Source organism: Steroidobacter gossypii (assembly GCF_016801985.1).
GTDB lineage: Bacteria > Pseudomonadota > Gammaproteobacteria > Steroidobacterales > Steroidobacteraceae > Steroidobacter > Steroidobacter gossypii.
The window spans coordinates 194,719-218,678 of sequence record NZ_JAEVLS010000002.1 but is presented as its reverse complement, the minus strand read 5'-3'; the positions used below and the strand labels follow the sequence as shown (position 1 = coordinate 218,678).

Sequence of the window (23,960 nt, the reverse complement as noted above, 5' to 3'; positions counted from 1 at the left end):
CCTATTTGGGATAAGTCACAAGCGTCAATGCGACGCGTCGGAGGTAATAGATGCGAACTAGTCTGAGCGCGAAGCTCACGGTGCTGACGACCCTGTTGACCATGGGTGTTGCCAGCACACTGCCGGTGCACGCCGCGCAGCCAAAACAGGCCGCGCAGGCGGAGCCTCCTACCGAGTGGATCGATCCCGACACTGGCCATCGCGTGGTGCGGCTGTCGAAGGAGCCCGATACCGCCAGCCTGTATTTTCATCAAAACAGCTTCTCGCCCGACGGCAAGAAGCTCGTGGTCACTACCAAGGACGGCATCGCGACCATCGACCTGGCTACGCGCAAGACCACCACCATCGCCAAGGGCAATGTGCGCGTGATGGTGACGGGCCAGAAGAGCGGCAACGTGTACTACACGCGCCCGGACGAGAAAGACAGCAACGCGCGCTGGGTCTACGCCACGCACATGGACACGCTGAAGACGCGCAAGATCGCAAAGATCCCGCGTGGCAACCTCAACAAGGTCAACGCCGACGAGACTCTGCTGCTCGGCTCGTGGGTCAATGGCGAGGAGATCCAGGTGGGCCCGCCGCCCAAGGAACAGCAGTACGGACCGGACGGCAAGCCCATCACGTATCACCAGGCACGCGGCTTGCGCATTCGCCAGGTGTTCGAGCAGCGGCTCGAGCGCACCATCTTCACGGTGAACATTGCCACTGGCGAAATCAAGAACGTGCACACCGCGCGCGATTGGCTGAACCATCTGCAGTTCTCGCCCACCGATCCCAACCTGATCATGTTCTGTCACGAAGGACCGTGGCACGAAGTGGATCGGCTCTGGACCATTCGCACCGACGGCACGCAGCTCACCAAGGTTCACGAGCGCACCATGCACATGGAGATTGCCGGCCACGAGTTCTTCTCCGCCGACGGCAAGACGATCTGGTACGACCTGCAGACACCGCGCAGCGGCGTGTTCTGGGTGGCGGGCTACAACCTGGAGACCAAGCAGCGCACCTGGTACAACCTGACGCGCGATCAATGGTCGATTCATTTCAACGTCAGCGCCGACGGCAGCATGTTCGCCGGCGACGGCGGCGATGAAGTGCAGGTTGCGGAAGCCAAAGATGGCAAATGGATTTATCTGTTCCGTCCGGTGCTCGCCAAGAATCTCGCCACTGGGCCGGTGTCCAAGCAGAACCTGATCCATGCCGGACACTTCGAAGCCGAGAAGCTGGTCAACATGAAGAACCATCACTACCGGCTGGAGCCGAACGTGATGTTCACGCCCGACCAGAAGTGGGTGGTGTTCCGCTCCAACATGCACGGCCCGACGCATACGTATGCGGTCGAAGTCGCCAAAGCGGACGCGGCGCCAGCGGCCCAAACCTCCTCGACGGCTGCTCCCAAGCAGCCGATCGACCGTCAGGCGCTCACTAAGCGTCACAATCCCGAGCTCACCAGCGTCGATCCCTCCGCGCCGCTGATGGTCGGCAATGGCGACATCGCCTTCACCGCGGACATCACCGGTCTGCAGACGTTTCAGGAGCAATACTCCCCGCTGGTACCGCTGATGACCCAGGCCCAATGGGCCTGGCACAGCTTCCCGAATCCGCAGGGCTTCACGGAGCAAGACGGCGAGACGATGGTCGACGTCCGTGGCAAGAAATATCCTTACGCGTACTACTCGGACTGGAAGGACTCGTCCAAACCCGCGATCGCCTGGCTGCGCGAGAACCCTCACCGGTTCTCGCTCGGCCGCCTGGGTCTGCACTTGAAGTCGCGCGATGGCAAGACCGCGCAATTCGCCGACCTCACCGACACTCGACAAACTCTGGACCTTTGGAGCGGCTCTCTGCAGAGCCGCTTCAACTTCGACGGCAGCGAAGTCCAGGTGCGAACGCGCGTGCACCCGACCTTGGACATGATCATGGTCGAGCTGACCTCGCCGTTGCTGGCGCGCGGTCAGCTCGGCGTGGATCTGAAATTTCCTGGCGTGTCGACCAAGATCAATCCCGATCCGGCCGACTGGGAGCATCCGGACAAACATCGAACCATCGAGCGCAGGCGCGATGCCCGACAGCTGAGCCTGGATCGAATTTTGGACGACACCCGCTATTACGCCGTCGCGCGCACCGACAGCGATGTGACTTTTGCGCCTGCCGGTCCGCATAGCTATCGCATCCTGCCCGCCGGCAAGCCCAACAGCCTCACGCTGATGGTCGCCTTCTCTCCCGAGCCGATTGCACAGCCTCTGCCCGATGCGGCAGCGGCGCATCGTGACGTCGAGACTCATTGGCGCGACTACTGGACCAAAGGCGCCGCGGTGGATTTCACCGGCAGCACCGATCCGCGTGCGGCCGAGCTCGAACGTCGCGTCGTGTTATCTCAATACCTGATGGCCTTGAACGGCGCGGGCACTCTGCCGCCGCAGGAAGAAGGTCTGTTCTCCAACAGCTGGAACGGCAAGTTCCACCTGGAAATGCATCTGTGGCATTCGGCGCATTTCGCGCTGTGGGGCCGGCCGGAGCTGCTCGAACGGAGCATGAACTGGTACCTCGGCCACTTGCCCGAGGCGAAAAAGCGGGCCGCGAAACACGATGTTCGTGGTGCATGGTGGCCCAAGATGGTGGGCCCCGAAGGACGTAACAGCCCGAGCAAGGTGTCGCCCTTCATCATGTGGCAGCAGCCACATCCGATCTACATGGCGGAGCTGCTCTATCGCGCCAACCCGAGCCGCGAAACACTGACCAGGTATCGTGAGCTGGTGTCGGAGACGGCGAACCTGCTCGCCTCCTTCCCGCACTTCGATAAAAAGCGCGGCCAGTATGTGCTCGGCCCACCGATCATTCCCGCGCAGGAAGTATTTCCGCCGCTCACGACCTTCAATCCGACGTTCGAGCTCGAATACTTTCGCTTCGGCCTGGCCACCGCGCAGAAGTGGCGCGAGCGACTCGGCGAGGCGCGCAACCCGGAATGGGATCGCGTGCTGGAAAAGCTGTCGCCACTGCCGCAGAAGGATGGCCTGTATCTGGCTACCGAGTCATTCCCGACGCTGTGGGACCAGGCGCGCAGCCCCGAGTGCTCGAACGGCAGGACCAAGCCCGAATGTTTCAATCGCGATCATCCGTCCTTCCTCGGTGCGTTGGGCCTGCTACCTGGCGTCAGCGCCGACAAAGCGACCATGAAGCGCACGCTGACGGCGGTCGAAGAGCATTGGGACTTGCGGCAGACCTGGGGCTGGGACTATCCGCTGATCGCGATGACGGCGGCGCGCGTCGGCCAGCCGGAGACCGCGGTGAAGTTCCTGATGTTCGACGCCAAGAACAATCAGTTTGGCTCTAGCGGCATGACGCCGCGCGTGCATCTGGATGAGCACGCCGACAGCTTTGTTCCCACCGCCGAAGGCGCGGCCAAGCCTGTCGGCCCGGATGGCCCCGGCTACACGCGGGCCGCCGAGACTTATTTTCCTTCGAACGGCGGCTTGCTGCTGGCCGTGGGCATGATGGCCGGAGGATGGGATGGCGCATCGGGACCTGCGCCGGGATTCCCCAAGGAAGGTTGGAAGGTCAGAGCAGAGGGCTTCCGCCCCCTGCCCTGAGCGTGACTGCTAGCGCACCAGGCTGTTGAGGTACAACTCGACGTTGGTGTAGCCGCCTTTACCGACGAGCGACGCATCGGACGCGTCGCTCGGATTCAAACGATGTGACTTCTCCCACGCGTCCGGCATGCCGTCGCCATCTGTATCTGGCGCAGCCACACCGCTCCGGATCTCGGGCCAACCACCTACTTCCTTCTGGCTGTTGATCAGGTTTCCCGTATCCTTGCGCACCGACTCCACCACGCGCCGGTCCACTGCATCCCGTTCCTTCGAAGCCCCTGCCGATGCAAGCACGCGCTTATACGCAGCAGGCGCCGACTCGGTCTTCACAGGCGCGAACTCGAAAGGTTTCTCGGCCTTGAACGTCGGCGGATTCTGCGACGTCACCACCAGCGACCACTGGTCTTTGACCAGCTTGCCGTCCATGTAGTTGCCCGAGAAGTGCGTCTTGCCGCTGGCGTTGCGGATATACATCGCGACCGGCCCGCCCGTCGCTGAACCCTGCTGATACCAGTTGTTGACGAAGTTCGAATGGGTATTGGCGTTGCTGTTGAGATCCGCGCCGGCTGAGAATCGCGAAGTATTGTCCGGCCGACCGTAGAACGGATCCATGTTGTAGCCGCGCTCCAGGCCCGGCTGCCAGTTGTAGAAGTCCGTGGTGGCGCCCGGACCCCAGTTGTAGAAAACGTTGTTCCGGAAGTCGATGATGACGCCTTCCGGATCGTCTTTCGCACTGGCGTAGTTGCCGATGCGAGGCATGCGCGCCTGGTGATGCGCCCACAGATTGTGGTGGAACGAATAGCGCGCGCCGTACGAGCCCTGGATCAGGCTGCCGTAGCCGTGCTGACCCTTTTCGTGGCCGGCGTCGTTCAGGGATTCGGAGATGATCGACCACTGCACGGTCACGTCGGTCAGATGTTTTAGCCCAGGCTGAAATCTCTGAGTCACCGACAGCGTCTCGTCGTTGGACCAGCTCACCGAGCAATGATCGATGACGATGTTACGACCCTGGCCGACCGACAATGCATCCGTCTCCAGTTTCGTCTCATCGCCCAGGCGGGCACGGATGTATCGAACGATGACTTCGTTAGCGCTGATATGTATCGGAAAATCGCGCAGCGTGATGCCGCCGCCTGGCGCGGACTGGCCCGCGATGGTGATGAAGTCGTTGCGGATATACAGCGGGCTCTTGAGCTGGATTGTGCCGTCGACGTCGAACACCACGATACGCGGTCCCTCGGCATCGATTGCCGCGCGCAGCGAGCCAGGCCCGGCATCGTTCAAGTTGGTGACCTTATAGACCTTGCCGCCGCGGCCGCCCTTCGTGAAGCGGCCGAAGCCTTCTGCGCCTGGGAAGGCAACAACGCGCTCTTCTTTAGCTGCGCTCGCGTGCGTTACCGACGCGCAGCTCAAGGCTGCCAGCACCGCACCGCTGACGAGTGAGCCGAATCTGGTTGCGCTGCTCATCACAGCCCCTTGATATTGGTGGATTGCTTCACGTCCACCGACTTGCCGTCCAGCGACAGGATGGTCACGTCCTTGAACGTGAAGTTGTCCGCATTGGCGATGCTGCCGGCCGACCAGGTGTCGAGATGCATGCGCTCGAAACGGAAGTTCTTCAGCGGCTTTTCCGGATACGCCGAGATCTCGAACGCGGTTTTGCCGCCCTCGGCCTTCACATCGTGCACGTACACATCGCTCAGCTGCGGGATGCCCTTCTCCTTCGGCACCGGCGTGGACAGCGTCTTCCAATAGTCCGGATAGTCCTTGATGCCCGCGGGGATCTTGGCGTAGCTGTAAGCCGGGTACCAGTTCAAGTTCACGCGCATGACCACCGGCACGTGATGAGTGTAGATATCGGAGATCTCGATGCCCGAGATGTTGCCGCCGCGCGTCTGCGCGGATTTGAACAGGATGCCCACCGGCGTCGGGTGATAAACCTTGATGTTCGAGACCTTCACATTCTTGAAGCCACCAGACGTTTCACTGCCGAACGTCACGCCGGCGGCCGCGTCGCGGACGATGCAATCGCGAATGACGATGTCTTCGGTCGGCCGCGCCACGCGCAGGCCGTCGGCATCGCGCCCCGCCTTCATGCACAGCGCGTCGTCGTTGCAGGTGATGTCGGCTTTCTCAACGAGCACCTTGCGTGACGAATCGATGTCGATGCCGTCAGTGCTCGGGCCACGACCGCCTTCGTTGTTACGAATGATGACGTTGTAGACCTCGATGTTCTGCGAATAGCAGATGTGCACCGTCCAGAAACCGGAGCGATACATGGACAGGTTTTCGATCCTGACGTTGTCGGCTTCGAACAGCTGGATCAGGCGCGGCCGGCGGCAATCGTAATCGGCCGCCCAGCGAATGCCCTTCGGGTCGTACTCGCGACGCTTGGCCCAGTAACTGTCCCAGAACACTTTGCCGTCGCCGTCGATGATGCCGTCGCCGGTCAGCTTCACGTCGCGTTCCTTGTAGACGTTGATCAGCGCGGCGGGCCAGGTCATCTCGATGCCGGCGATGCGGGTGGGCAGCAGCGGATAGTCGTCGATGTTCTGCGAGCCCAGCAGGCGCACGCCCTGATCGACCTTGAACGTCATGCCGGCCTTTAGAAACAAAGCGCCGGTGCGATAAGCGCCGCCGTCGAAGATCACGGTGCCTTTGGTTTTGGCCGCGGCGTCGATGGCGTCCTGGATGGCCTTGGTGTCCAGCGTCTTGCCGTCGCCTTTGGCGCCGAAGTCTTTCACCTGGTAAGTGTTGGCCTGCTTCGGAGCAATGCTGGCCGCGGCGGCCGTGCCTGAGGCCAACGACGCCGTCACGCCCGTGAGTGCGGGAAGCGCAACCGGCGTGGCCGCCAGAGCTTGCAGAATGGATCGACGCTGAATGGACATAGTTGAAGTCTCCAAATGCAGGCCCCGGGGCCTACTCTGCAGTGAAACGATACTGACCCGACGCCACTTCTACGACCGCTGTCTGGCCATCGCGCGTCAGTAGACGCACGTCGGCGCGGCCGTCGATGGAGCGACGTCCTTCCTTGATGGTCTGTGTGCCCCGCGCGGGAATATGAATCTCGCCGCGTGTATTTGCCGGCAGCGCGACGTCGAGCTGATAGGCGCCGCTGTCCAGCACGCGCCAGTCAGTCGCGATCGTGCCCGTGATCGCTTCGTACATTCCGCCACCGGCGCTCAGACGAGCATCTTTGAGCGGGCGAATTCGTACTCGCTCGAATCCAGGCGTCGCGGCATCGATGCCTGCCAGTCGTCGGTATAGAAAACCTACGACAGCGCCCAGGGCGTAGTGGTTCAGCGAACCGGTGATGACGCCGTCTTTGATGCCGTCCCAGCGTTCCCATGGCGTGGTCGCGCCGTTGGCGAACATGAAACCCCAGGAAGGAAACGTTGTTTGCAGCAACAAGCTGATCGCCAGCGTGGCTTCGCCATGCTCGGCCAGCGCGTCGAGGATGTACGGCGTGCCCAAGAAGCCCGTCGACAGATGCGTGTCACGCCGTCGGATATCGCCCGCCAACTGCTTGATCGCGACCGGTCGCAGTTCCGGCGGGAGCAGATCGAACTTGAGCGCCAGGACTGCACTGGTCTGGCTGCCGTTGCCAATGCGCATCGCCGCGCCCGTTCCGCCGCGGACGCCGTTCTGCGCCGGCCCGGCCATTTGATCGGTTTCCGGAGTCACGAAGTGCGTGACGAACGCACGTTTGATCGCGGCGGCGAGTTGAGCATAGCGTTCGCTGTCGGCTCGACGGTCAATGGCCGTCGCCATTTGGGACATGAGCTGCGCGCTGTAGGCCCAGTACGCGGTGCTGATCAACTCGCGCGGCGTGGTGATGTCTTCTCTGCTCTTGGCATCGACTGAAAGCCAGTCGCCGTAGTCCAGTCCGCGACTGTTACGCCACACGTAGTCGGGATTCAGCTCGAGAAGCCGCCGCTGCCACCGGTCCATCGCCGCCCAATTCTCAGCGATGACTTTGGTGTCGCCATAACGCTGCCAGCTGGTCCACGGAAGAATGGCGGCGGCATCCGCCCAACCCGGCGTGTTTTCGCCGAGTTTCCAGAACGGCGCCGTGTCGGGCATCTCACCGGTCGGCAACTGCCCGGCCCGAATATCACTCATGAAACGATGCGTGAACGCCGCGATGTCCTGATTGAACGCAGCTGCATCCCAGATGATCTGCGCGTCTCCCGTCCAACCCATGCGCTCATCTCGCTGCGGACAATCGGTGGGCACGCCAAAGAAGTTCGCACGCTGACTCCACAGCGTCGCACGCCACAGAGCCTCAATCGTCGGATCCGACGACCTGAACTTGCCCGCAATGGCCAGATCGCTGTGAACCACCGCCGCTTCGATGTGATCGAGCTGCCAGGTCGCCTCACCCTCCGGCGCATCCGCCGTCACCTCGACATACCGAAAGCCGTGATACGTAAAATGAGGCTCGAAGGTCTCTACCCCCTCGCCGCGCAGAATATAAACATCCGTATTCGCGGCCCGACGCAAAGTAAATACATCGAGCTCGCCGTTCGGCTTCAGCACTTCCGCAAACCTGAGCCGCAGTCGCGTGCCCGCCTTGCCGCGCACTTTGATCGCGGCCCAGCCGGCGATGTTCTGCCCGAAATCATAAACCCGCACACCGGGCCGAGGTTCATTGACGGAACGAACCCTCAGTCGTTCGGAGACACGAATGGGCGCGCTGATCTGCGGATCCAGTTTGCAAGACGGCGTCGAGCCGACCGACGCCGGAGCAGCCAACGAGAAGCCGACCTCATTCCAGCCACGCTGCTCCAGACGAGCGTCGTAAGTCTCGCCATCGTAGATATCCGACGCGACGATGGGTGACGCTGCAATTTGCCACTGCGGTCCGGTGCTCACGATCTGCCGCGAGCCATCCTCGAACCAAATCTCGAGCTGCGCCTTGAGCCGCCGCGGCGGCGGGCCAAAGGAATAACGCATGTCGAGATAGCTGAACTTGCTGGCGAACCAACCGTCGCCGACCATGAAGCCCAGAGCGTTGGCTCCCGCCTGCACCAGCGAGGTCACATCATATGTTTGATACAAGGCCCGACTGCGGAAGTCGGTGCTCTCCGGGGCAAGCTTGCGATCGTCGACACGCCGACCATTGATGCTGGCCTCGTATGCACCCAACGCTGTCGCATACAACCGCGCGCGAACCGGCTTTGCCTTCGCAGTGAATTCAGTCCTCAGCAAGACAGCCGGCGCAGGGAGCCATGGATGACACTCCGGAGGCTCACGCACGGGCTGCGCTCGGTTCCACGCCGCATCATCGAAGCGCACCTGTGTCCAATCATCGAGGGAATTGCGGGGAGCCAGAGTGGTTCGCCACTGGGGCCCGGTGGGCAATCGTTCGACGCGCTGATCCGCATACTTCAATCGCAGATAGCCCACGACCGCGCCTCCGAACACTGGCCGCGGTTGATCTTTACGTGTGGTGACTTCGAGCGCGATGACGTGCGAGCCGGCATTGGCGAGCTGCGCAGTGAGATCCAGCCTGGTGAACATGCCCCAGGAGGTCCACTGCTTCGGCTCGGGCCGCAGCAGGGGCTCGCCATCCATCCACAAGCCCGCCAGCGTGTCCTTAGCCGAAATGAAAAAGCTCGCCTCCACCGGCCGCTCACGCAAAGTAAACGGCCAGCGAAAACGTCGCGGCGACGCCAGCGGCTCCTCGCCCCAAATCCAATTCAAACCTATGGCGCGCTCAGCAAGCGTCTCGGCGTCTTCGGCAACGAGCCAATCGCCTTGCCAATCGTCCGGTCCGAGCCCCGTTTCCCACCATGAGCCTGCGCTCTGCAGCTGCGTGCCCTGCTCGTCCCAAACTTCCACCCGCCAATGCGCCCTCTCACGCGACCTGAGCGCGGCGCCACCATACGGAATGGCAAAGGAGCGATCGCTATCGACCCGCCCGCTGTCCCAAAGATCGGCATCGACAGACGACAACGCAGCTTCACTGCGTGCGACTAGAATTCGATATGCAACCTGCCGCGCGCCACGGCGCTCGCTGCGCATCTTCCACGACAGCAACGGCGCAGTCGCCGCCGTGCCCAACGGGCGATCGACGTAATCGACGCGCAAATCTTCGATATGAGCGACAGACTGCGCGCCCGGATCGACAGGCGTCGTCTTGCATCCGCCGACGAGGACGGCCGTCGCGGCCGCCCCCTGCAATGCCTGACGACGAGTGAGCTTCATTTCACATCCACTTCTTGCAAGCGCGGCGACAAGACATGGATCAGCAGCAACGCGACCAGATAGACCGAGCCCGCGATGATGAACATCGGCGTGTAGGTGCCGAGCTTCTCGAGCACATAGCCGACGTACTTCGCCATCAGCATGCCGCCCAGCGCGCCGAACATGCCGCCGACGCCGATCACCGAGCCCACCGCGCGACGTGGAAACACGTCACCCGGAATGGTGAACAGATTGGCGGAGAAGCCCTGATGAGCCGCCGCTGCCAGGCCCACGATCAGCACTGCCAGCCACAGCGAGCTCACCTGCTGCGCGAAGAACATCGGAGTGACCATCAGCGCACACACCAACATGGCCGTCTTGCGAGCGAAGTTGATCGAGCGGCCGCCCCGAATCAGCTTCAGCGAGAACCAGCCGCCCGCGATACTGCCGACGTCGGCCAGCAGATACACGACCACCAGCGGCGGCCCATAGCTCTTGAGGTCGAGGTCATAGGTCTTGGCGAAAAAGTCCGGCAGCCAGAACAGAAACATCCACCAGATCGGGTCGGTGAGAAACTTGGCGATGGCGAAGGCCCAGGTTTCTTTCTTTCGCAGCACCGTGCCCCAGCCCACCGCCGCGACCGGCGGATCCGGCGGATCGCTCTCGATGTGCGCCAGCTCGGCGGCGCCGACACGCTTGCTCAGCCGTGGCGCGCGATAAAACATCAACCAAACGACCAGCCACAACAAGCTGACGACGCCGGTGATCACGAACGCCGCCTGCCAGCCGAGTGCGATGGTGATGCTCGGGATGATCAACGGCGTGATGATGGCGCCGACGTTGGAGCCCGCATTGAAGACACCGGTGGCAAAAGCGCGCTCGCGCTTAGGAAACCATTCCGTTACGGCCTTGAGGCTGGCCGGGAAGCTGCCCGCCTCGCCGACGCCAAGCGCCACGCGAGCCGCGATGAAGTGCGCGACGCTGCTCGCACCGGCGTGGGCGATGTGCGCCACCTGCCAGATCGCGAAGGCCACGAAATATCCCCAGCGCGCGCCGACGCGGTCGACCGTGCGGCCCCACACGACATACGCCATCGCATACGCCGCCTGGAACCAGAACACGATGTTGGCGTAATCGACTTCGCTCCACTGAAACTCGTCCGACAGCACCGGCTTCAGAATGCCGAGGATCTGCCGGTCGACATAGTTGATGACGGTGGCGATGAACAGCAGCGCGCAAATCACCCAACGGTGCCGGCCCACGCGCGTGGAGCTATCCACCTCCTCGAAAGTCGGGACGGCCGATTCAGAGCGCATTGCCGTACCCCACGATCACCACCGACAGCAGCAGTACGCCGATGCCGAGGAACACTGTCGCCAGCGTGCTCTTGCTCACGCCACGCCACTCTTTCAGAAACAAGCCCCACATGTTGCCGAGCGCGATGATGAACGCCATGTGCAGGATCCACGACGCCGCGCCGTTCGACAGCTTGCTCTCGCCCATGCCGTAGAAGAAAAACTGCAGGAACCAGGTCGTGCCCGCGAGCAGCGCGAAGATGTAGTTCTTCGCGAGCGGCGCCTCCTTGTTGGTGTAATCCGAGAACGAGCGGTTGCGCGCCGCCAGCACCAGACACCACAACAGATTGGTCGTGAGGCCGCCCCACAGCACCACCACGAACACCACGTTGTTTCGGAACAGCGGATTGGCGCCGACCGCTTCGGCCATTTGCGCCATCGGCTTGCCCGCTTCCAAACCGAAGTTGAAGCACGCGCTCAGGATGCCCGAGATCACCGCGACCGTCAGGCCACGGGCCAGCGCGAACTCCTGCACCGATGCGGTTTTTTCCGCCGGCGAAAGCTCGCGTTCTTTCATGACGCCGGCACGGCCGCAGATGGCGATGCCGACCAGGCAGACGAACACGCCAAGCACGACCAGCTGGCCGCCGGTCTCCGCCATCAGGCCGGAGAATGTTTCTCCCTCCAGCCCCGCGATGTCGCGATAGATCGGCGGAATCAACGCACCGAACGCCGAGCAGAATCCCAGCACGACTGACACGCCGAGCGACAACCCGAGATAGCGCATCGACAACCCATACGTCAGGCCGCCGATGCCCCACAGCAGGCCCATGATGTAGGTCCAGAACACCGTCGAGCTTGGCGTCTCGCGCACGATGTCCATGTAGCCCGGAACTGTCAGCGTCGCGGCCACCCAAGGCGCCAGCAACCACGAAGCAATGCCGCCCACCAGCCAATAGGTCTCCCACGACCAGCGGCGCACGTTCTTGAACGGCAGATAGAAGCTCGCAGACGCGAAACCACCGATGAAGTGGTAGATGACACCCAGGAGAATTTGCATCAGACGCGGTAGATCCGTTCGGCGTTGGAAACGAAGAGCGCGCGTTGCTCTTGCGGAGAAGCGCTGGCCACGATGTCCGCGTACGCGTGCCACAGCTCCGCGTAGTTGGCGTGCAGGCCGTCGATGGGAAAGTTGGAAGCGAAACACGCTCGCTCGACGCCAAACGCATCGATCGCGTCCAGCACGCACGGGCGCAGGCTTTCGATGGTCCAGAGATGATCGAACATCACCAGGCCGCTGATCTTCACGGTGACGTTTGGCAGCGCCGCCAGCAGGCGCAGGCCGTTGCGCCATTCGCGCCAGCCGGTCAGCGTGCGATCCACCCACATGCCCGCGTGGTTCAATATGAAAGGAATATCCGGATTCTCGCGGATCACTTCCGCCGCGAGCGGCGCCTGCGAAGGATAGATCTGCAGATCGAACGACAGCTTGTGCCTGGCCAGCAGACGCAGGTTGGCGCGCCACTGGGTGTCCTGCATGTAATGCCGGGACACATAGTCATAGAGAGGATTCGAGTGCACGTTGAGAATCTGGCGGATGCCGCGCAGATTCGTCGATTCGGCATGCGCAGCCAATGCGGTGCCGGCGTCCGGCTGCGCGAGATCCACCAGCGCCACGATGCCTTGCGGGTAGCCGGTCGTATCGGCGAGAGACTGTAACCAGCGTGTCTCCGCCACGGCGTCCTGCGGATTCGCTTCGACGTTGATGACTTTGAGGACTTCGACGTCCCCCGCGCCAGCGCGCAGCTCACTCGGAGTGAACGTACGCGGCAGCAGGCGATTGTCACCGGAGTAAGCGACGCTCGCGGGCGACAGCCAGGGCAAATGCACTTGCCCCAGATCCCACAGATGCACGTGTGGATCGACTACTTGCACTCGTCCCCCTAAATTCCGAACGACCCGCGACGGCTAGTACGTCGTGCGGCCGCCCGAGATATCGAAAGTGGCCGCCGTGCTGAACGAACATTCCGCGCTCGCCAGCCAGCAACACAACGCTGCGACCTCGTCGATCTCGCCGACGCGGCCGATGGGAATGCGCGAGACCATGTAATCGATCTGCGCCTGGGTCAGTTGCTCGAGAATCGGGCTCTTGAAAGTCGCCGGCGTCACGCAGTTCACGCGAATGCCGGTTTTCGCCAGCTCTTTGCCCAGCGATTTGGTCAGGCCGATCACGCCGGCCTTGGACGTGGAATACGCCGACGCGTTGGGATTGCCTTCCTTGCCCGCCACCGAAGCGATATTCACGATGCGACCGTAGTCGCGCTCCTTCATGTACGGCACGATGAACTTGTTGGTGTAGAACACACCGTTCAAGTTGATGTCGATCACGCGCCGCCAGTCTGCCGGTGGATAGTCCCACAGCGTGGTCGTCGGGCCGGTGATGCCGGCGCTGGCCACCAGAATGTCGATGCGCTTGCCCAGCGCCTCGTAGGACGTGGCGGCGGCCTTTGCGACCTGCGCTTCGTCCGAAACGTCGACTGTTTGTATGTGAACCGCGCCGGAAGTCTGCTTGGCCTGCTCCAGACGCTGCACGTCCCGATCCCAGATGCTGACCTTCGCGCCTTCTTTGGTGAAGCGCTCGGCCAGCGCGAGCCCGACGCCCGAAGCGCCGCCGGTGATAACCGCGGTCTGCCCCGCGAAGCGACCCTGATAAATCGTCACGCTCATCAGCCCCGGCTCCAAGCGACCACTTTCTGTTTCTGCTCGCCGAGCTTGTCGATCCCCAGGTGCATGGTGTCGCCGGCCTTCAACCAGATCGGCGTGGGCTTCTGTCCCAGGCCCACGCCTGGCGGCGTGCCGGTGGTCACCAGATCGCCGGGCATCAAAGTCACGAAGCGGCTGAGATACGCGACGATCTGCGCGCAGTTGAAGATCATGGTGTTGGAGTTGCCGGTCTGCATGCGCTTGCCGTTCAGATCCAGCCACATGTTCAGATTCTGCGGATCGCCCACTTCGTCGGGCGTGACCAGCCACGGCCCGACCGGACCGAAAGTATCGAAGCCCTTGCCCTTGTCCCAGGTCGGGCCGCGCTCGAGCTGGAAGGCGCGCTCGCTCACGTCGTTCACCAGCACGTAGCCGGCGATGTAGTCCAGCGCTTGCGACTCCTCGACGTAGCGCGCCTGCTTGCCGATGAAAAAGCCCAGCTCCACTTCCCAATCGGCCTTGGTGGCCTCCTTGGGCAGCATCACGTCGTCGTTCGGGCCGTTGAGACAGGAAACAAACTTGGTGAACACCGGCGGCTCGGTGGGAATCGGCATGTTCGATTCGCGCGCGTGATCCGAGAAGTTGGTGCCGATGGCGAGGAACTTGGAGATGCCGTTCACCGGAACGCCATAGCGCGGCGTGCCGGACACGGCGGGCAACGACTCGGGGTCGAGCGCCGCCAGTTTCGCGAGGCCTTGCTTGGAGAGCACCTCGGGAGTGATGTCGGCGATGTGACCCGACAGATCGCGGATGGTACCGGTCCCGTCGAGCAGCCCGGGCTTTTCCTGGCCCTTCGGGCCATAGCGCAATAACTTCATGAGCGATCCTGCGAATTGGGCGAAACTTCAGTGGGTGTAGGGACGGTGCAGCGGGCAGTCCGGATTCAAGCGGACGCCGAAGCCGGGGCGATCGAGCTCGCTGGCCTTGAGCCTGCCGTTCACCGGCACCGGCTCCTCGAGCAGCAGCGGATTGAACATGGGCACCACGCGGTCGGCCTTGGGCGCCATCATCAGGAACTCCGCGAACGGCGAGTTATGACGCGTGATCACGAAGTGATAGCTGTACACGGAAGAGCCGTGCGGAATGACGAGCGCGCCGCGAGCATCGGCGAGCGCGGAGATTTTGATGAGCTCGGTCATGCCGCCGCACCAGCCCACATCCGGCTGAATGATGTCGCAGCAACCCATCTCGAGCAGCATGCGGAAACCCCAACGAGTAGCTTCGTGCTCGCCAGTGGTGACCAACATGCCCCGAGGCGCCTGTTTCTTCAGCTCGGCATAGCCCCAGTAGTCGTCGGGTGACAGCGCCTCTTCGATCCACTTCAGATCGTATTCGTGCGCCGCCTGCGCAAGCCGGATGGCGTAGTTGAGCTCCAGGCTCATCCAGCAATCGAACATGAGCCAGAAATCCGGGCCGACCTTGGCCCGCATCGACGCCAGCTCTTCCAGATTCTTGCGGAAACCTTCGGCGCCTTCGGCGGGGCCGTGATGCAAAGGCATCTTGCCGCCGATGAAGCCCAGCTTCTGCGCCAGATCCGGACGCGCGCCGGTGGCGTAGAACTGCAGCTCGTCGCGCACCGCGCCGCCGAGCATGTGATAAACGGGTTCGTTACGCAGCTTGCCGTTGAGATCCCACAGCGCCAGGTCGACGCCGCTGAGCGCATTCACCACCAGGCCCTTGCGGCCGTAATATTGAGTGGAGAAGTACATCTGGTCCCAGATCTTTTCGATCTCCGTGACCGGCGCGCCTTCCAGGAAGCGCGCGAGATGCTTTTCGACGATGTAGGCGGCCGGCTCGCCGCCCGTGGTGACTGCGAAACCGACGGTGCCGTCGGACGCTTCGATCTCCACCACCAAGGTGCCGAGTACGTTGATGCCAAAACTCTGACGGCTCTGGCGATACTGGGGATAACGACTCATGGGCGTGGCGATGTGATCGTCGATCCAATGCCCGCCGCCCTGGTCGTGATAATCCGCGCCCCCTCCACGCACCACGAATGCGCGAACCTGCTTGATGGTGGCCGGTTTGTTCATTTTCCCCTGGATCTCACTATGTGGGATGAGATATTATAAATTGGGACCAATGAGCCAAGCAACCGTTAAACTCACCTCCAAGGAAGTTCTTATGAATACGGTCAGCCCCAAGAACAAAGGTAAGCCTGCGCCCGCCGCGAGCCAGCCGAGCGGCTCGCAAACGCTATTTCGCGGCCTCGATGTGCTGGAGGCGGTCTCCGGCGGCACCATCGGGCTCGCGGAGCTCGCCGAGCAGCTCGGCCTCACCCGCAGCACCACGCATCGCCTCGCCTCCGCGCTGGTGGAGCGACGTTATCTCACATTTGCTCCGGGCGAGGGCTACAGGCTCGGCCCGAAGCTGCTCGAGCTCGGCTACAACGCCAACCTGCAGATGGATGTGCCGCGCGTGGCGCGCCCCTATCTGCAAGAGCTCGCCGATGCGAGCGACGATACGATCCATCTCGGCGTGCTCGAAGAATGGCGCGCTTTGTATCTCGACAAGATTCCTGGACGCCGCCGCATCGAGATCAGCTCGCGCGTCGGCGAGCGTCAGCCGCTCACCACCACCGGCCTCGGCAAGGCCCTGATCCTCGATGAAAGCGAAAGCCGCTGGCGCGAGCTTTGGAAAAGCGAGTGCGGCAACAAGGCCTCGAGCGCCGATTGGGAAACGTGGTTGAAGCGCATGCGCGCCTACGCGCAGCAAGGTTACGCATTCGACTTGGAAGAAAACGAAGATCGCATTCGCTGCGTCGCCGCCCCGATTCGCAGGGCGGGCGGCCGGATCGTGGCGGCGATCAGTGTGTCGGGCGCCGCTCAATACATGAGCGACGCCCGCATGGCCACGCTCGCCGCGACGGTCAAGGAAACCACCGCGGCGATCAGTGAGCAGTTCGGTTGGCTGCCGGAAGAGGACCCTGGCAAGACCAACGCCCCTCGCCCACCCGACAAGGGACGTCGCATTTGAAGACAGGCTCCATCGATGTTACTGCAAGATAAAGTTGTTCTGATCACCGGCGGCTCGCAAGGCATCGGCGCCGGCGCCGCTCTCGGTTGCGCCGAGCACGGCGCGCATGTCGCCATCAATTACCATGGCAACAGCGCCGACGCCGAAAAAGTCGTCGCCGAGGTGCGCAAGAAAGGTCGCCGCGCCATCGCCGTCAAAGGCGACGTGGCCGACGCGTCCACTGCCACCGCCTTCGTCAAAGCCGCCGTGCAGGAGTTCGGCAAGGTCGACGTGTTCGTCAGCAATGCCGGCATCTGCCCGTTCCATTCGTTTCTGGACATGCCGCAGGAAACATTGGAACGCACGCTCAAGGTGAATCTGCACGGCGCCTACTACATGACTCAGGCGGCCGCGAACCAGATGAAGGACCAGGGCCATGGCGGCTCCATCGTCGCCATCAGCTCCATCAGCGCGCTGGTCGGCGGCGAATATCAAACCCATTACACGCCCACCAAGGCGGGCGTGCACTCCTTGATGCAGTCGTGCGCCATCGCACTCGGTCGCTACGGCATCCGTTGCAACTCGGTGATGCCGGGAACGATCGCCACCTCCATCAATAAGGAAGATCTGGCGCAGCCAGGCAAGCGCGAATACATGGAAGGCCGCATCCCGCTGGGCCGCCTCGGCCGCCCCGACGACGTCGCCGGCTGCGTGGTGTTTCTCGCCTCCGACCTCGCGCGCTATGTGACGGGCGCGTCGGTGCTGGTGGACGGCGGCTTGTTCGTCAATCTGCAATAGCTTCGCTCGGGCGTAACCTGCGCCCGTCCAAGTCGCGCCTCGATCCTTCAAGTATTCCTGCTGTCGCGGGTGGAACATCACCCGCGACAGTCGAGACGATACGTTGGGAGGCGCTCCATGAATGCGGACGTGCGTGCGGACAGCGCGGACTCGAGACAGACCAAGGTCTACATGACCGAGGACGGCCGTGCCGTCATCGAGCAATCCAAGGATGCGGTAGTGGTGCTGACCTCGGAGCAGATCCTGACGGTTATCAAGGAACTGCACGTGTGCTACGACTACTGCGCGGCATGGAAGCAGCCGCAATGATCAAGCCCACTCGAATCCTGCTGCAGACGACCATCGAGACCACGGACAACGACTGGCACATCGGTCGTTTCTCGATGCTGCGCGAATATCTGACTTCGCTGCGAGCCCCTGACGGCTCGCCGCTGCTCCAGGTCACGGCTCGAGATCGCGACGCGGTCGGCGCGCCGGACTCGGTGCTCTCGACGCTGGATCGTTCCTCATATGACGAGCTGTGGTTGTTTGCAGTCGATGTAGGCGATGGCCTGCACGAGGAGGATGGTGCAGGGATCCAGCGATTCCGAGCTCGCGGCGGCGGACTGCTGCTGGCACGCGATCACATGGACTTGGGCTGTTCCGTTTGCACTCTTGGCTCGGTCGGCGCGGCCAATCTGTTTCACACGCACAATGTCACAGGTCCGGTGCCGCCGCCGGACGATCGCGGTACGCCACAGATCCAGTGGCCGAATTTTCACTCGGGTGCAAACGGCGATGTGCAGCGTGTGCGAGCGGAGCTACCGGTGCACCCGGTCATGCGCGATACAGACGCGGAAACGGGCACGGTCATGTATCTCCCTGCCCATCCGCACGAAGGCGCCGTCATCGCACCGGAATCGGATCCTTCCGCACGCGTGATTGCAACCGGCACCAGCCTGGCGAGCGGCCAGCGCTTCAACATTGCGGTCGCTTTCGAGCGCTCGGACACGGCCGGCCCGGCGATCGTGCAATCCACATTTCATCACTTCGCCGACTACAACTGGGATCCAACTCGCGGCTCTCCCGACTTTGTGAGCGAAACTCCCGTGTACGTCCTGCCGAACGACGCTCGTGGGATGGCATCGATCCACCGCTATGTTCGCAATGTGGCGATGTGGCTCGCCGGCAGACTCTGATCGACCTGGACGCTTCTCGCATGAACGCCATCCCACGCTGCTCGCTTCCCGAACCCCGGCCCACGGACATCGCAACTGCCCTCGAGGATTGGTACTGCGACCATGCGGCGATTCGCCATCTATGGGCGGTCGAGACGCCGTCCGCTTTGGTGATATCCGTTCGGCTCGAACCCACCGCGGACGGGGATGATCCGCTGCCGGTCTGGCTCGCGCACCAACATCTCTGGAGCAAGGATCTGCGCGTGCGCACCCAACGCGAGGTGCAGCTGAAACTGATCATCGCCGACACCTTCCCCACCGGCGCAGACAGCAGCTCCGCAATCGTTGCGGAGCTGAGTTGGCGAGATCCCTGGTACTTGCAGGCTTAAACCAGGGTGAAGCCGCCATCGATGGCGAACACCTGGCCAGTCACCCAATCGGCGTCGCGACTGGCCAGCGCGACAATCCAACGCGCCACGTCCTCGGGCACGCCACGACGGCCGATCGGAATGACCTTGCGCTCCTGTTCCTTCACCGCTGCGACTTCGGCCGACGAGAGCCCCATGCGATCGCGCAGGAAATCCGACTCCACCGGCCCGGAGGCAATGGCGTTCACTCGCACCCCGTGTGGCGCCAGCTCCAGCGCCCAGCAACGCGTCAGTTGTTCCAAAGCCGCTTTGCTCGCACAGTAGTCTCCGAATCCGGCCACTGCCTTGGTGCCAAGGCTGCTCGAGATATTGATGATGGAGCCGCGCGATTTCACGAGATGTGCAACGGCGGCAGCCGCGAGCAGCGTCGGACCCATCGTGTTCACGGCGTAGATCGACTTCAGATGTTCAAGCGTTGTATCGGCTAGCGCCATCGGTGCGCCTGCACCCGCGTTGTTGACCAGCACGTCGATGCGGCCCCACAGCTCGATGGCCCGGTCAATGGTACGTTGCGCATCCTGAGGATCCGCGACATCGGCGATTAGCGATGCGATCCGAGGCTCCTGCCTGGTGGTCTCTTCGAGTTTGGAGGCGCGCCGGCCGGTGATTAAAACATTCGCGCCGGCGCTGGCGAACAGGCGCGCTGCCGCCAGGCCGATGCCAGCGCCGCCACCCGTGATGACGACGGCTTGATTCTTCACGTTCACTAAAGACATCTCCTTGGAAAGATTCACGCCGGCGCGCCCATGCGCGCCCGACGCCAAGCGCGCGGGCTCTCGCCCACGATTCTGCGAAACAGTCGAGTCAGGTGCGATTGATCGGCCAGGCCGCACTCCAAAGCGATGTCGCTCAGAGATGCATCCGTCGACAACATGAGTCCCTGCGCGCGCTCCACACGACGCCGGATCACATACTCGTGCGGAGGCTCGCCGAAGCTGTTTCGGAACGCACGTCCGAAATGTGACGCATTCAAGCGCACCAGCTCGGCCAGCTCGCCATTGGTGATGGGCCGATCCAGATTGGCTTCGACGTGACTGGTCACCTTGCGGATCTGCCACGGCGACAAGCCGCCGCGGATGGGTTGCTCCGGCTTGGCAGCAGCTTCGGCGCCGCCCATTTTCTGCAGAACTTCAGTAGCACGCCGCAGGCTCTCCTCGGCCGTGACGCGCTCGTCGTCGAGCGCGCACCTGACGGCGGAGCACAGTTCTGCCATCACCGAGTGCATTTGTGAGAGTGAAAAGCCGTGCTTCGACTCCGAAGTCGAGTAAGTCGCAAGGCCGAGGCTGCCAGGAGGGTCCGCGCTCGTGAGCGCGAACGAGAGCATTGAGTTGTCCATGTTTTTGATCTCAGCTACGGAGGAAAGCGAGTAGATCCGCGTTGATCCGATCCAGATGGGTGGCGGTCAGACCATGCGGCGCGCCGGGGTAATAGATGGCCTTGGCGCCCTTGATGAGCTTTTCGGATTTTCTGCCGGTCTCGTTGACCGGCACGATCTGATCGTCTTCACCGTGCATGATCAGCGTGGGCACATCGATCTTTTGCAGATCTTCGGTGAAGTCGGTCTCCGAAAACGCCTTGATACACTCGTACGCGTTCTTCAGGCCCGCCTGCATGCTCCACAGCCAGAACTGATCGAGCGTGCCTTGCGAGACTTTGGCGCCGTCCCGATTTGCGCCGAAGAACGGGATCGCGAACTCCTGGTAGAACTGCGAACGATCCTTGGCCAGGGACGCGCGCAGACCGTCGAATACTTCCAGCGGAATACCTTCGGGATGGGCGGCCGTTTTCACCATGAGCGGCGGCACTGCGCCGATCAGCACGGCTTTGGCGACGCGCTTGGTGCCATGCCGGCCGATGTATCGCACGACCTCGCCACCACCAGTCGAATGCCCCACCATGGTGATGTTCTTCAGATCCAACGTCTCGATGACGGCGGCCAGATCGTCGGCGTAACCATTCATGTCGTTGTTCGAAGACGCCTGCTCGGACCGGCCGTGACCGCGGCGATCGTGTGCGACCACGCGAAATCCCTGTTGCGCCAGAAAATGCATTTGCCCGTCCCACGCATCGGAGTTGAGCGGCCAACCGTGGGAGAAGGTCACCACCGGACCGCGGCCCCAGTCCTTGTAATAGATCTGGGTGCCGTCTTTGCTGCTAATGGTGTTCACTGCGGGATTCCTATGGATTTGAGATTTTCGGGGCGTTCCGGTGTGGCGAAGACTTTCCCACCTTGGCGCGTGCTGCCCAAGTTCAGCCCCGTGAATCGGCGTTAAACGGCGTTAAGCGCCTGCTGCCCCGTGCAAATCGGCCCTTCGCCTGGAACCGGCCGGCGGCGTGGTCGTTGCGTCTGTATCGCCACAGGAACCATCGACGCGAAAGGGCTGCCCACATCATGGCCAAGAACAGCTCAGCCGAAATTCTCAACATCGCGGATCGCGAGGTGACGATCTCGAATCCGGACAAGGTGCTGTTCCCCCAGCCCAAGCTCACCAAGCTCGACCTGGTCCGTTATTACATCGCAGTGAGCGAAGGCGCCCTGCGTGGCGCCGGCGGTCGGCCCAACATGCTGGTGCGCTATCCGAACGGCATCGAGGGCGATCACTTCTATCAGAAGCGTGCGCCGAGCAGTCGGCCGCCGTGGATCGAAGTCGTGGAGCTGCGCTTCCCCTCCGGCCGTGCCGCGGACGAAGTCGTACCGCGCGACGCTGCGGCGCTTGCGTGGATGGCGAATCTCGCTTGCCTCGAGTTGCATCCGCATCCAGTGCGAGCCGACGATCTCGATCATCCCGACGAGCTGCGCGTCGATCTGGACCCTGTGCCTGGCGTCACATGGAAACAGATCCAGCAAGTCACCGCGGTGGCTCGAGCGGTGCTCGATGATTACAAACTGGTTGGCTGGCCCAAGACATCGGGTTCACGCGGCATGCATATCTGCGTGCGTATCCAGCCTCGTTGGAGCTTCGATGAAGTGCGACTTGCAGCTCTGGCGCTGGCACGCGAAGTCGAGCGCCGCGCGCCGAAACTCGCCACCAGTGCGTGGTGGAAAGAGGAGCGCCAGGGTGTGTTCGTGGATTACAACCAGAATGCAAAGGATCGCACCGTCGCCGCTGCGTATTCCGTGCGGCCGAAGCCGGACGCACGTGTCTCGGCGCCGCTCACGTGGGATGAAGTCGATCATTGCGAGCCGGAGGATTTCACCCTGCTCACACTGCCCGCCCGCTTCAAGAAGCTGGGCGACCTGCACGCCGGTATCGATGAGCATGCCGGCTCGATCGAGGGGCTGCTTGAATTGTTCGAGCAGCAGGGTCTGGGCGATGCGCCCTGGCCGCCTCATTACCGCAAGCAAGATTCGGAGCCGCCGCGCGTTCAGCCGTCCAAGCGCAAGTCCACCCGCAAGCCCAAACTGCCGCTCATCGAGATCGGGCGCGCCCGGCGCAAGGAAGATGCGTTAGCGGGTTTGGAGCGCTGGAAAGCGCGGCACTCGGAAGCAGCAATGCATTTACAGCCCGCCGACGTTCTGGTGGATGCAATGCGCGGCCGCTACAGCACCTGGACTCGGATCCGCATCAATCTACAGCACGTTCCGGAAGCGCTGCGGCCGGCTCAGGAGCCGCTCGATCCAGATGAAAAGATTCGCTCCAACTCGTAGGGCCTGGTGACTTCGAGCTGATCGTAACGACAATCCTCGGGTGGCTTGTCGGGGCGCCAGCGAAGGAAAATGGCCGCATGCCGGAAGCGGTCGCCCTGCATGTGGTCGTACTTCACTTCGCACACGCGCTCGATCCTTAGCGGCTCCCATGACAGATCCTTGCCGGCACTCCAGCGACTCTGCCCACCGGGCATGCGACTCGCTTCGGCGGCGGCTCCGCCCCACTCGCGCCACGGATGATCTTCCATGGCATTCTTGCGAAGTGGCGCGAGCTCTTTGACGAGTTGCTTGCGCACCGCCATCGTGAACGAGGAAGTCACGCCCACGTGCTGAAGCACTCCGTTGTCGTCATATAGACCGAGCAGTAACGAACCTACTGCATCCTTGCCGCTCTTGTGCCAGCGGAACCCGGCGACCACGCACTCGGCGGTGCGCGCGTGTTTGACCTTGATCATCGCTCGCTTGCCCGGCTGGTACACCCCCGACTCCGGTTTCGCGATCACGCCGTCCAGTCCGGCGCCTTCGAAGCGCGTCAGCCAGTCGAGCGCCGTGGCTCGATCTCGGGTGACCGGTGTGACGTAGACGGGCACCTCGACATCGCCCAGCAATCTCTCGAGCGCCGCACGTCGCTCGGCTTGCGGTTGCTCCATCAGATTGCGCCGTGCGGTCGCGAGCAAATCGAAAGCGACAAACGACGACGGCGTTTCTTTCGCCAGCTTCTGCACGCGAGACGCCGCCGGATGCAGCCGCAGCTGAAGCGCATCGAAGTCGAGCCCCCGCTCCGTCGCGATCACTATTTCTCCATCCACCACGCAGTTGCGCGGCAAGCGCTTCAGCAATGTTTCGTGCAATTCCGGGAAGTAACGATCGAGCGGCCGCGAGTCGCGGCTCTGGATATACACATCGTCCTTGCCCCGAAACACGATGGCCCGGAACCCGTCCCACTTGGGCTCATATAGGTAGGCGCCCTCCGGCAGCTCGTCGGCCAACTTGGCCAACATCGGCTCCACCGGCGGCTGCACCTCGAGCGTCTCGGTCCGTGCACTGGCTTTCATCGATTGGCGATCCCCGGTTCCCGCTGCCCAAGCGTGAACGCGCCGATCCCGATCAATGTTTCGACATCGCAGACATCGGAA

The 23,960-nt window shown here is 62.6% G+C and carries 20 protein-coding genes; 7 read left to right on the top strand and 13 right to left on the bottom strand.

What is annotated here, in order from left to right; all coding sequences use genetic code 11:
* Window positions 1-50 precede the first annotated feature (50 nt).
* Window positions 51-3,590, top strand: coding sequence for an oligogalacturonate lyase family protein (locus tag JM946_RS08390; RefSeq protein ID WP_203166794.1), 3,540 nt, complete (start codon window positions 51-53; stop codon window positions 3,588-3,590).
* Window positions 3,591-3,599: 9 nt separating this feature from the next.
* Here JM946_RS08390 and JM946_RS08385 read toward each other — a convergent pair whose 3' ends face one another.
* Genes JM946_RS08385 through rhmD form a run of 9 tightly spaced genes read right to left on the bottom strand, consistent with a single transcriptional unit; the run spans window position 3,600 to window position 15,870 of the window.
* Window positions 3,600-5,057 carry a hypothetical protein gene (locus JM946_RS08385; RefSeq protein WP_203166792.1) on the bottom strand — a complete coding sequence of 486 codons (1,458 nt, stop codon included), beginning with the start codon at window positions 5,055-5,057 and terminating at the stop codon, window positions 3,600-3,602.
* Entirely contained in the window at window positions 5,057-6,478 is a 1,422-nt protein-coding gene (locus tag JM946_RS08380) for a glycoside hydrolase family 28 protein (RefSeq protein ID WP_203166790.1), read from the bottom strand. Before JM946_RS08380 ends, JM946_RS08385 begins: the two co-directional genes overlap by 1 nt.
* A 31-nt stretch (window positions 6,479-6,509) precedes the next feature.
* Window positions 6,510-9,800, bottom strand: coding sequence for a family 78 glycoside hydrolase catalytic domain (locus JM946_RS08375; RefSeq protein WP_203166788.1), 3,291 nt, complete (start codon window positions 9,798-9,800; stop codon window positions 6,510-6,512).
* Window positions 9,797-11,095 carry an MFS transporter gene (locus JM946_RS08370; RefSeq protein ID WP_203166787.1) on the bottom strand — a complete coding sequence of 433 codons (1,299 nt, stop codon included), beginning with the start codon at window positions 11,093-11,095 and terminating at the stop codon, window positions 9,797-9,799. Before JM946_RS08370 ends, JM946_RS08375 begins: the two co-directional genes overlap by 4 nt.
* Window positions 11,085-12,134 carry an L-rhamnose/proton symporter RhaT gene (gene rhaT / locus JM946_RS08365; protein WP_203166786.1) on the bottom strand — a complete coding sequence of 350 codons (1,050 nt, stop codon included), beginning with the start codon at window positions 12,132-12,134 and terminating at the stop codon, window positions 11,085-11,087. Before rhaT ends, JM946_RS08370 begins: the two co-directional genes overlap by 11 nt.
* A complete protein-coding gene (locus JM946_RS08360; protein WP_203166784.1) occupies window positions 12,134-13,009 on the bottom strand; it encodes an amidohydrolase family protein in 876 nt (291 codons plus the stop codon). Before JM946_RS08360 ends, rhaT begins: the two co-directional genes overlap by 1 nt.
* A gap of 33 nt (window positions 13,010-13,042) precedes the next feature.
* Window positions 13,043-13,795 (bottom strand): SDR family NAD(P)-dependent oxidoreductase, encoded by a 753-nt coding sequence (locus tag JM946_RS08355; protein ID WP_407700529.1) that lies wholly within the window; start codon window positions 13,793-13,795, stop codon window positions 13,043-13,045.
* Between the two features lie 5 nt (window positions 13,796-13,800).
* Window positions 13,801-14,655 (bottom strand): fumarylacetoacetate hydrolase family protein, encoded by an 855-nt coding sequence (locus JM946_RS08350; RefSeq protein ID WP_203166781.1) that lies wholly within the window; start codon window positions 14,653-14,655, stop codon window positions 13,801-13,803.
* 27 nt (window positions 14,656-14,682) lie between these two features.
* Window positions 14,683-15,870 carry an L-rhamnonate dehydratase gene (gene rhmD / locus JM946_RS08345; protein WP_203166779.1) on the bottom strand — a complete coding sequence of 396 codons (1,188 nt, stop codon included), beginning with the start codon at window positions 15,868-15,870 and terminating at the stop codon, window positions 14,683-14,685.
* Window positions 15,871-15,961: 91 nt separating this feature from the next.
* On the opposite strand from rhmD, the gene JM946_RS08340 reads away from it, so the two are divergent.
* The 5 genes from JM946_RS08340 to JM946_RS08320 all read left to right on the top strand — a co-directional run bounded on the left by JM946_RS08340 (window position 15,962) and on the right by JM946_RS08320 (window position 19,136).
* Window positions 15,962-16,813 (top strand): IclR family transcriptional regulator, encoded by an 852-nt coding sequence (locus JM946_RS08340; protein ID WP_203166777.1) that lies wholly within the window; start codon window positions 15,962-15,964, stop codon window positions 16,811-16,813.
* A 15-nt stretch (window positions 16,814-16,828) separates the two neighbouring features.
* On the top strand, window positions 16,829-17,590 hold the full coding sequence (locus JM946_RS08335; protein WP_203166776.1) for an SDR family NAD(P)-dependent oxidoreductase: 762 nt from the start codon (window positions 16,829-16,831) through the stop codon (window positions 17,588-17,590).
* A gap of 117 nt (window positions 17,591-17,707) precedes the next feature.
* Window positions 17,708-17,899: a hypothetical protein gene (locus JM946_RS08330; protein ID WP_203166774.1), complete on the top strand. Its 192-nt coding sequence runs from the start codon at window positions 17,708-17,710 to the stop codon at window positions 17,897-17,899.
* Window positions 17,896-18,768, top strand: coding sequence for a hypothetical protein (locus tag JM946_RS08325; protein WP_203166773.1), 873 nt, complete (start codon window positions 17,896-17,898; stop codon window positions 18,766-18,768). Before JM946_RS08330 ends, JM946_RS08325 begins: the two co-directional genes overlap by 4 nt.
* 20 nt (window positions 18,769-18,788) lie before the next feature.
* Entirely contained in the window at window positions 18,789-19,136 is a 348-nt protein-coding gene (locus JM946_RS08320) for a hypothetical protein (RefSeq protein ID WP_203166771.1), read from the top strand.
* On the opposite strand, the gene JM946_RS08315 is transcribed toward JM946_RS08320, so the two are convergent.
* From JM946_RS08315 to JM946_RS08305, 3 genes are read right to left on the bottom strand one after another with little or no spacing between them, the layout of a single operon-like run.
* On the bottom strand, window positions 19,133-19,891 hold the full coding sequence (locus JM946_RS08315) for an SDR family NAD(P)-dependent oxidoreductase (protein WP_218042689.1): 759 nt from the start codon (window positions 19,889-19,891) through the stop codon (window positions 19,133-19,135). The two genes, JM946_RS08320 and JM946_RS08315, sit on opposite strands and share 4 nt — an antisense overlap.
* Window positions 19,892-19,905: 14 nt before the next feature.
* Window positions 19,906-20,511, bottom strand: coding sequence for a helix-turn-helix domain-containing protein (locus JM946_RS08310; RefSeq protein WP_203166767.1), 606 nt, complete (start codon window positions 20,509-20,511; stop codon window positions 19,906-19,908).
* Between the two features lie 10 nt (window positions 20,512-20,521).
* A complete protein-coding gene (locus tag JM946_RS08305; RefSeq protein WP_407700528.1) occupies window positions 20,522-21,361 on the bottom strand; it encodes an alpha/beta fold hydrolase in 840 nt (279 codons plus the stop codon).
* Between the two features lie 203 nt (window positions 21,362-21,564).
* On the opposite strand from JM946_RS08305, the gene ligD reads away from it, so the two are divergent.
* Window positions 21,565-22,824: a non-homologous end-joining DNA ligase gene (gene ligD / locus JM946_RS08300; protein WP_407700527.1), complete on the top strand. Its 1,260-nt coding sequence runs from the start codon at window positions 21,565-21,567 to the stop codon at window positions 22,822-22,824.
* Here the strand turns inward: ligD and JM946_RS08295 are convergent.
* Window positions 22,779-23,879: an ATP-dependent DNA ligase gene (locus tag JM946_RS08295; RefSeq protein WP_203166763.1), complete on the bottom strand. Its 1,101-nt coding sequence runs from the start codon at window positions 23,877-23,879 to the stop codon at window positions 22,779-22,781. The genes ligD and JM946_RS08295 overlap by 46 nt on opposite strands.
* Window positions 23,880-23,960: the final 81 nt, after the last annotated feature.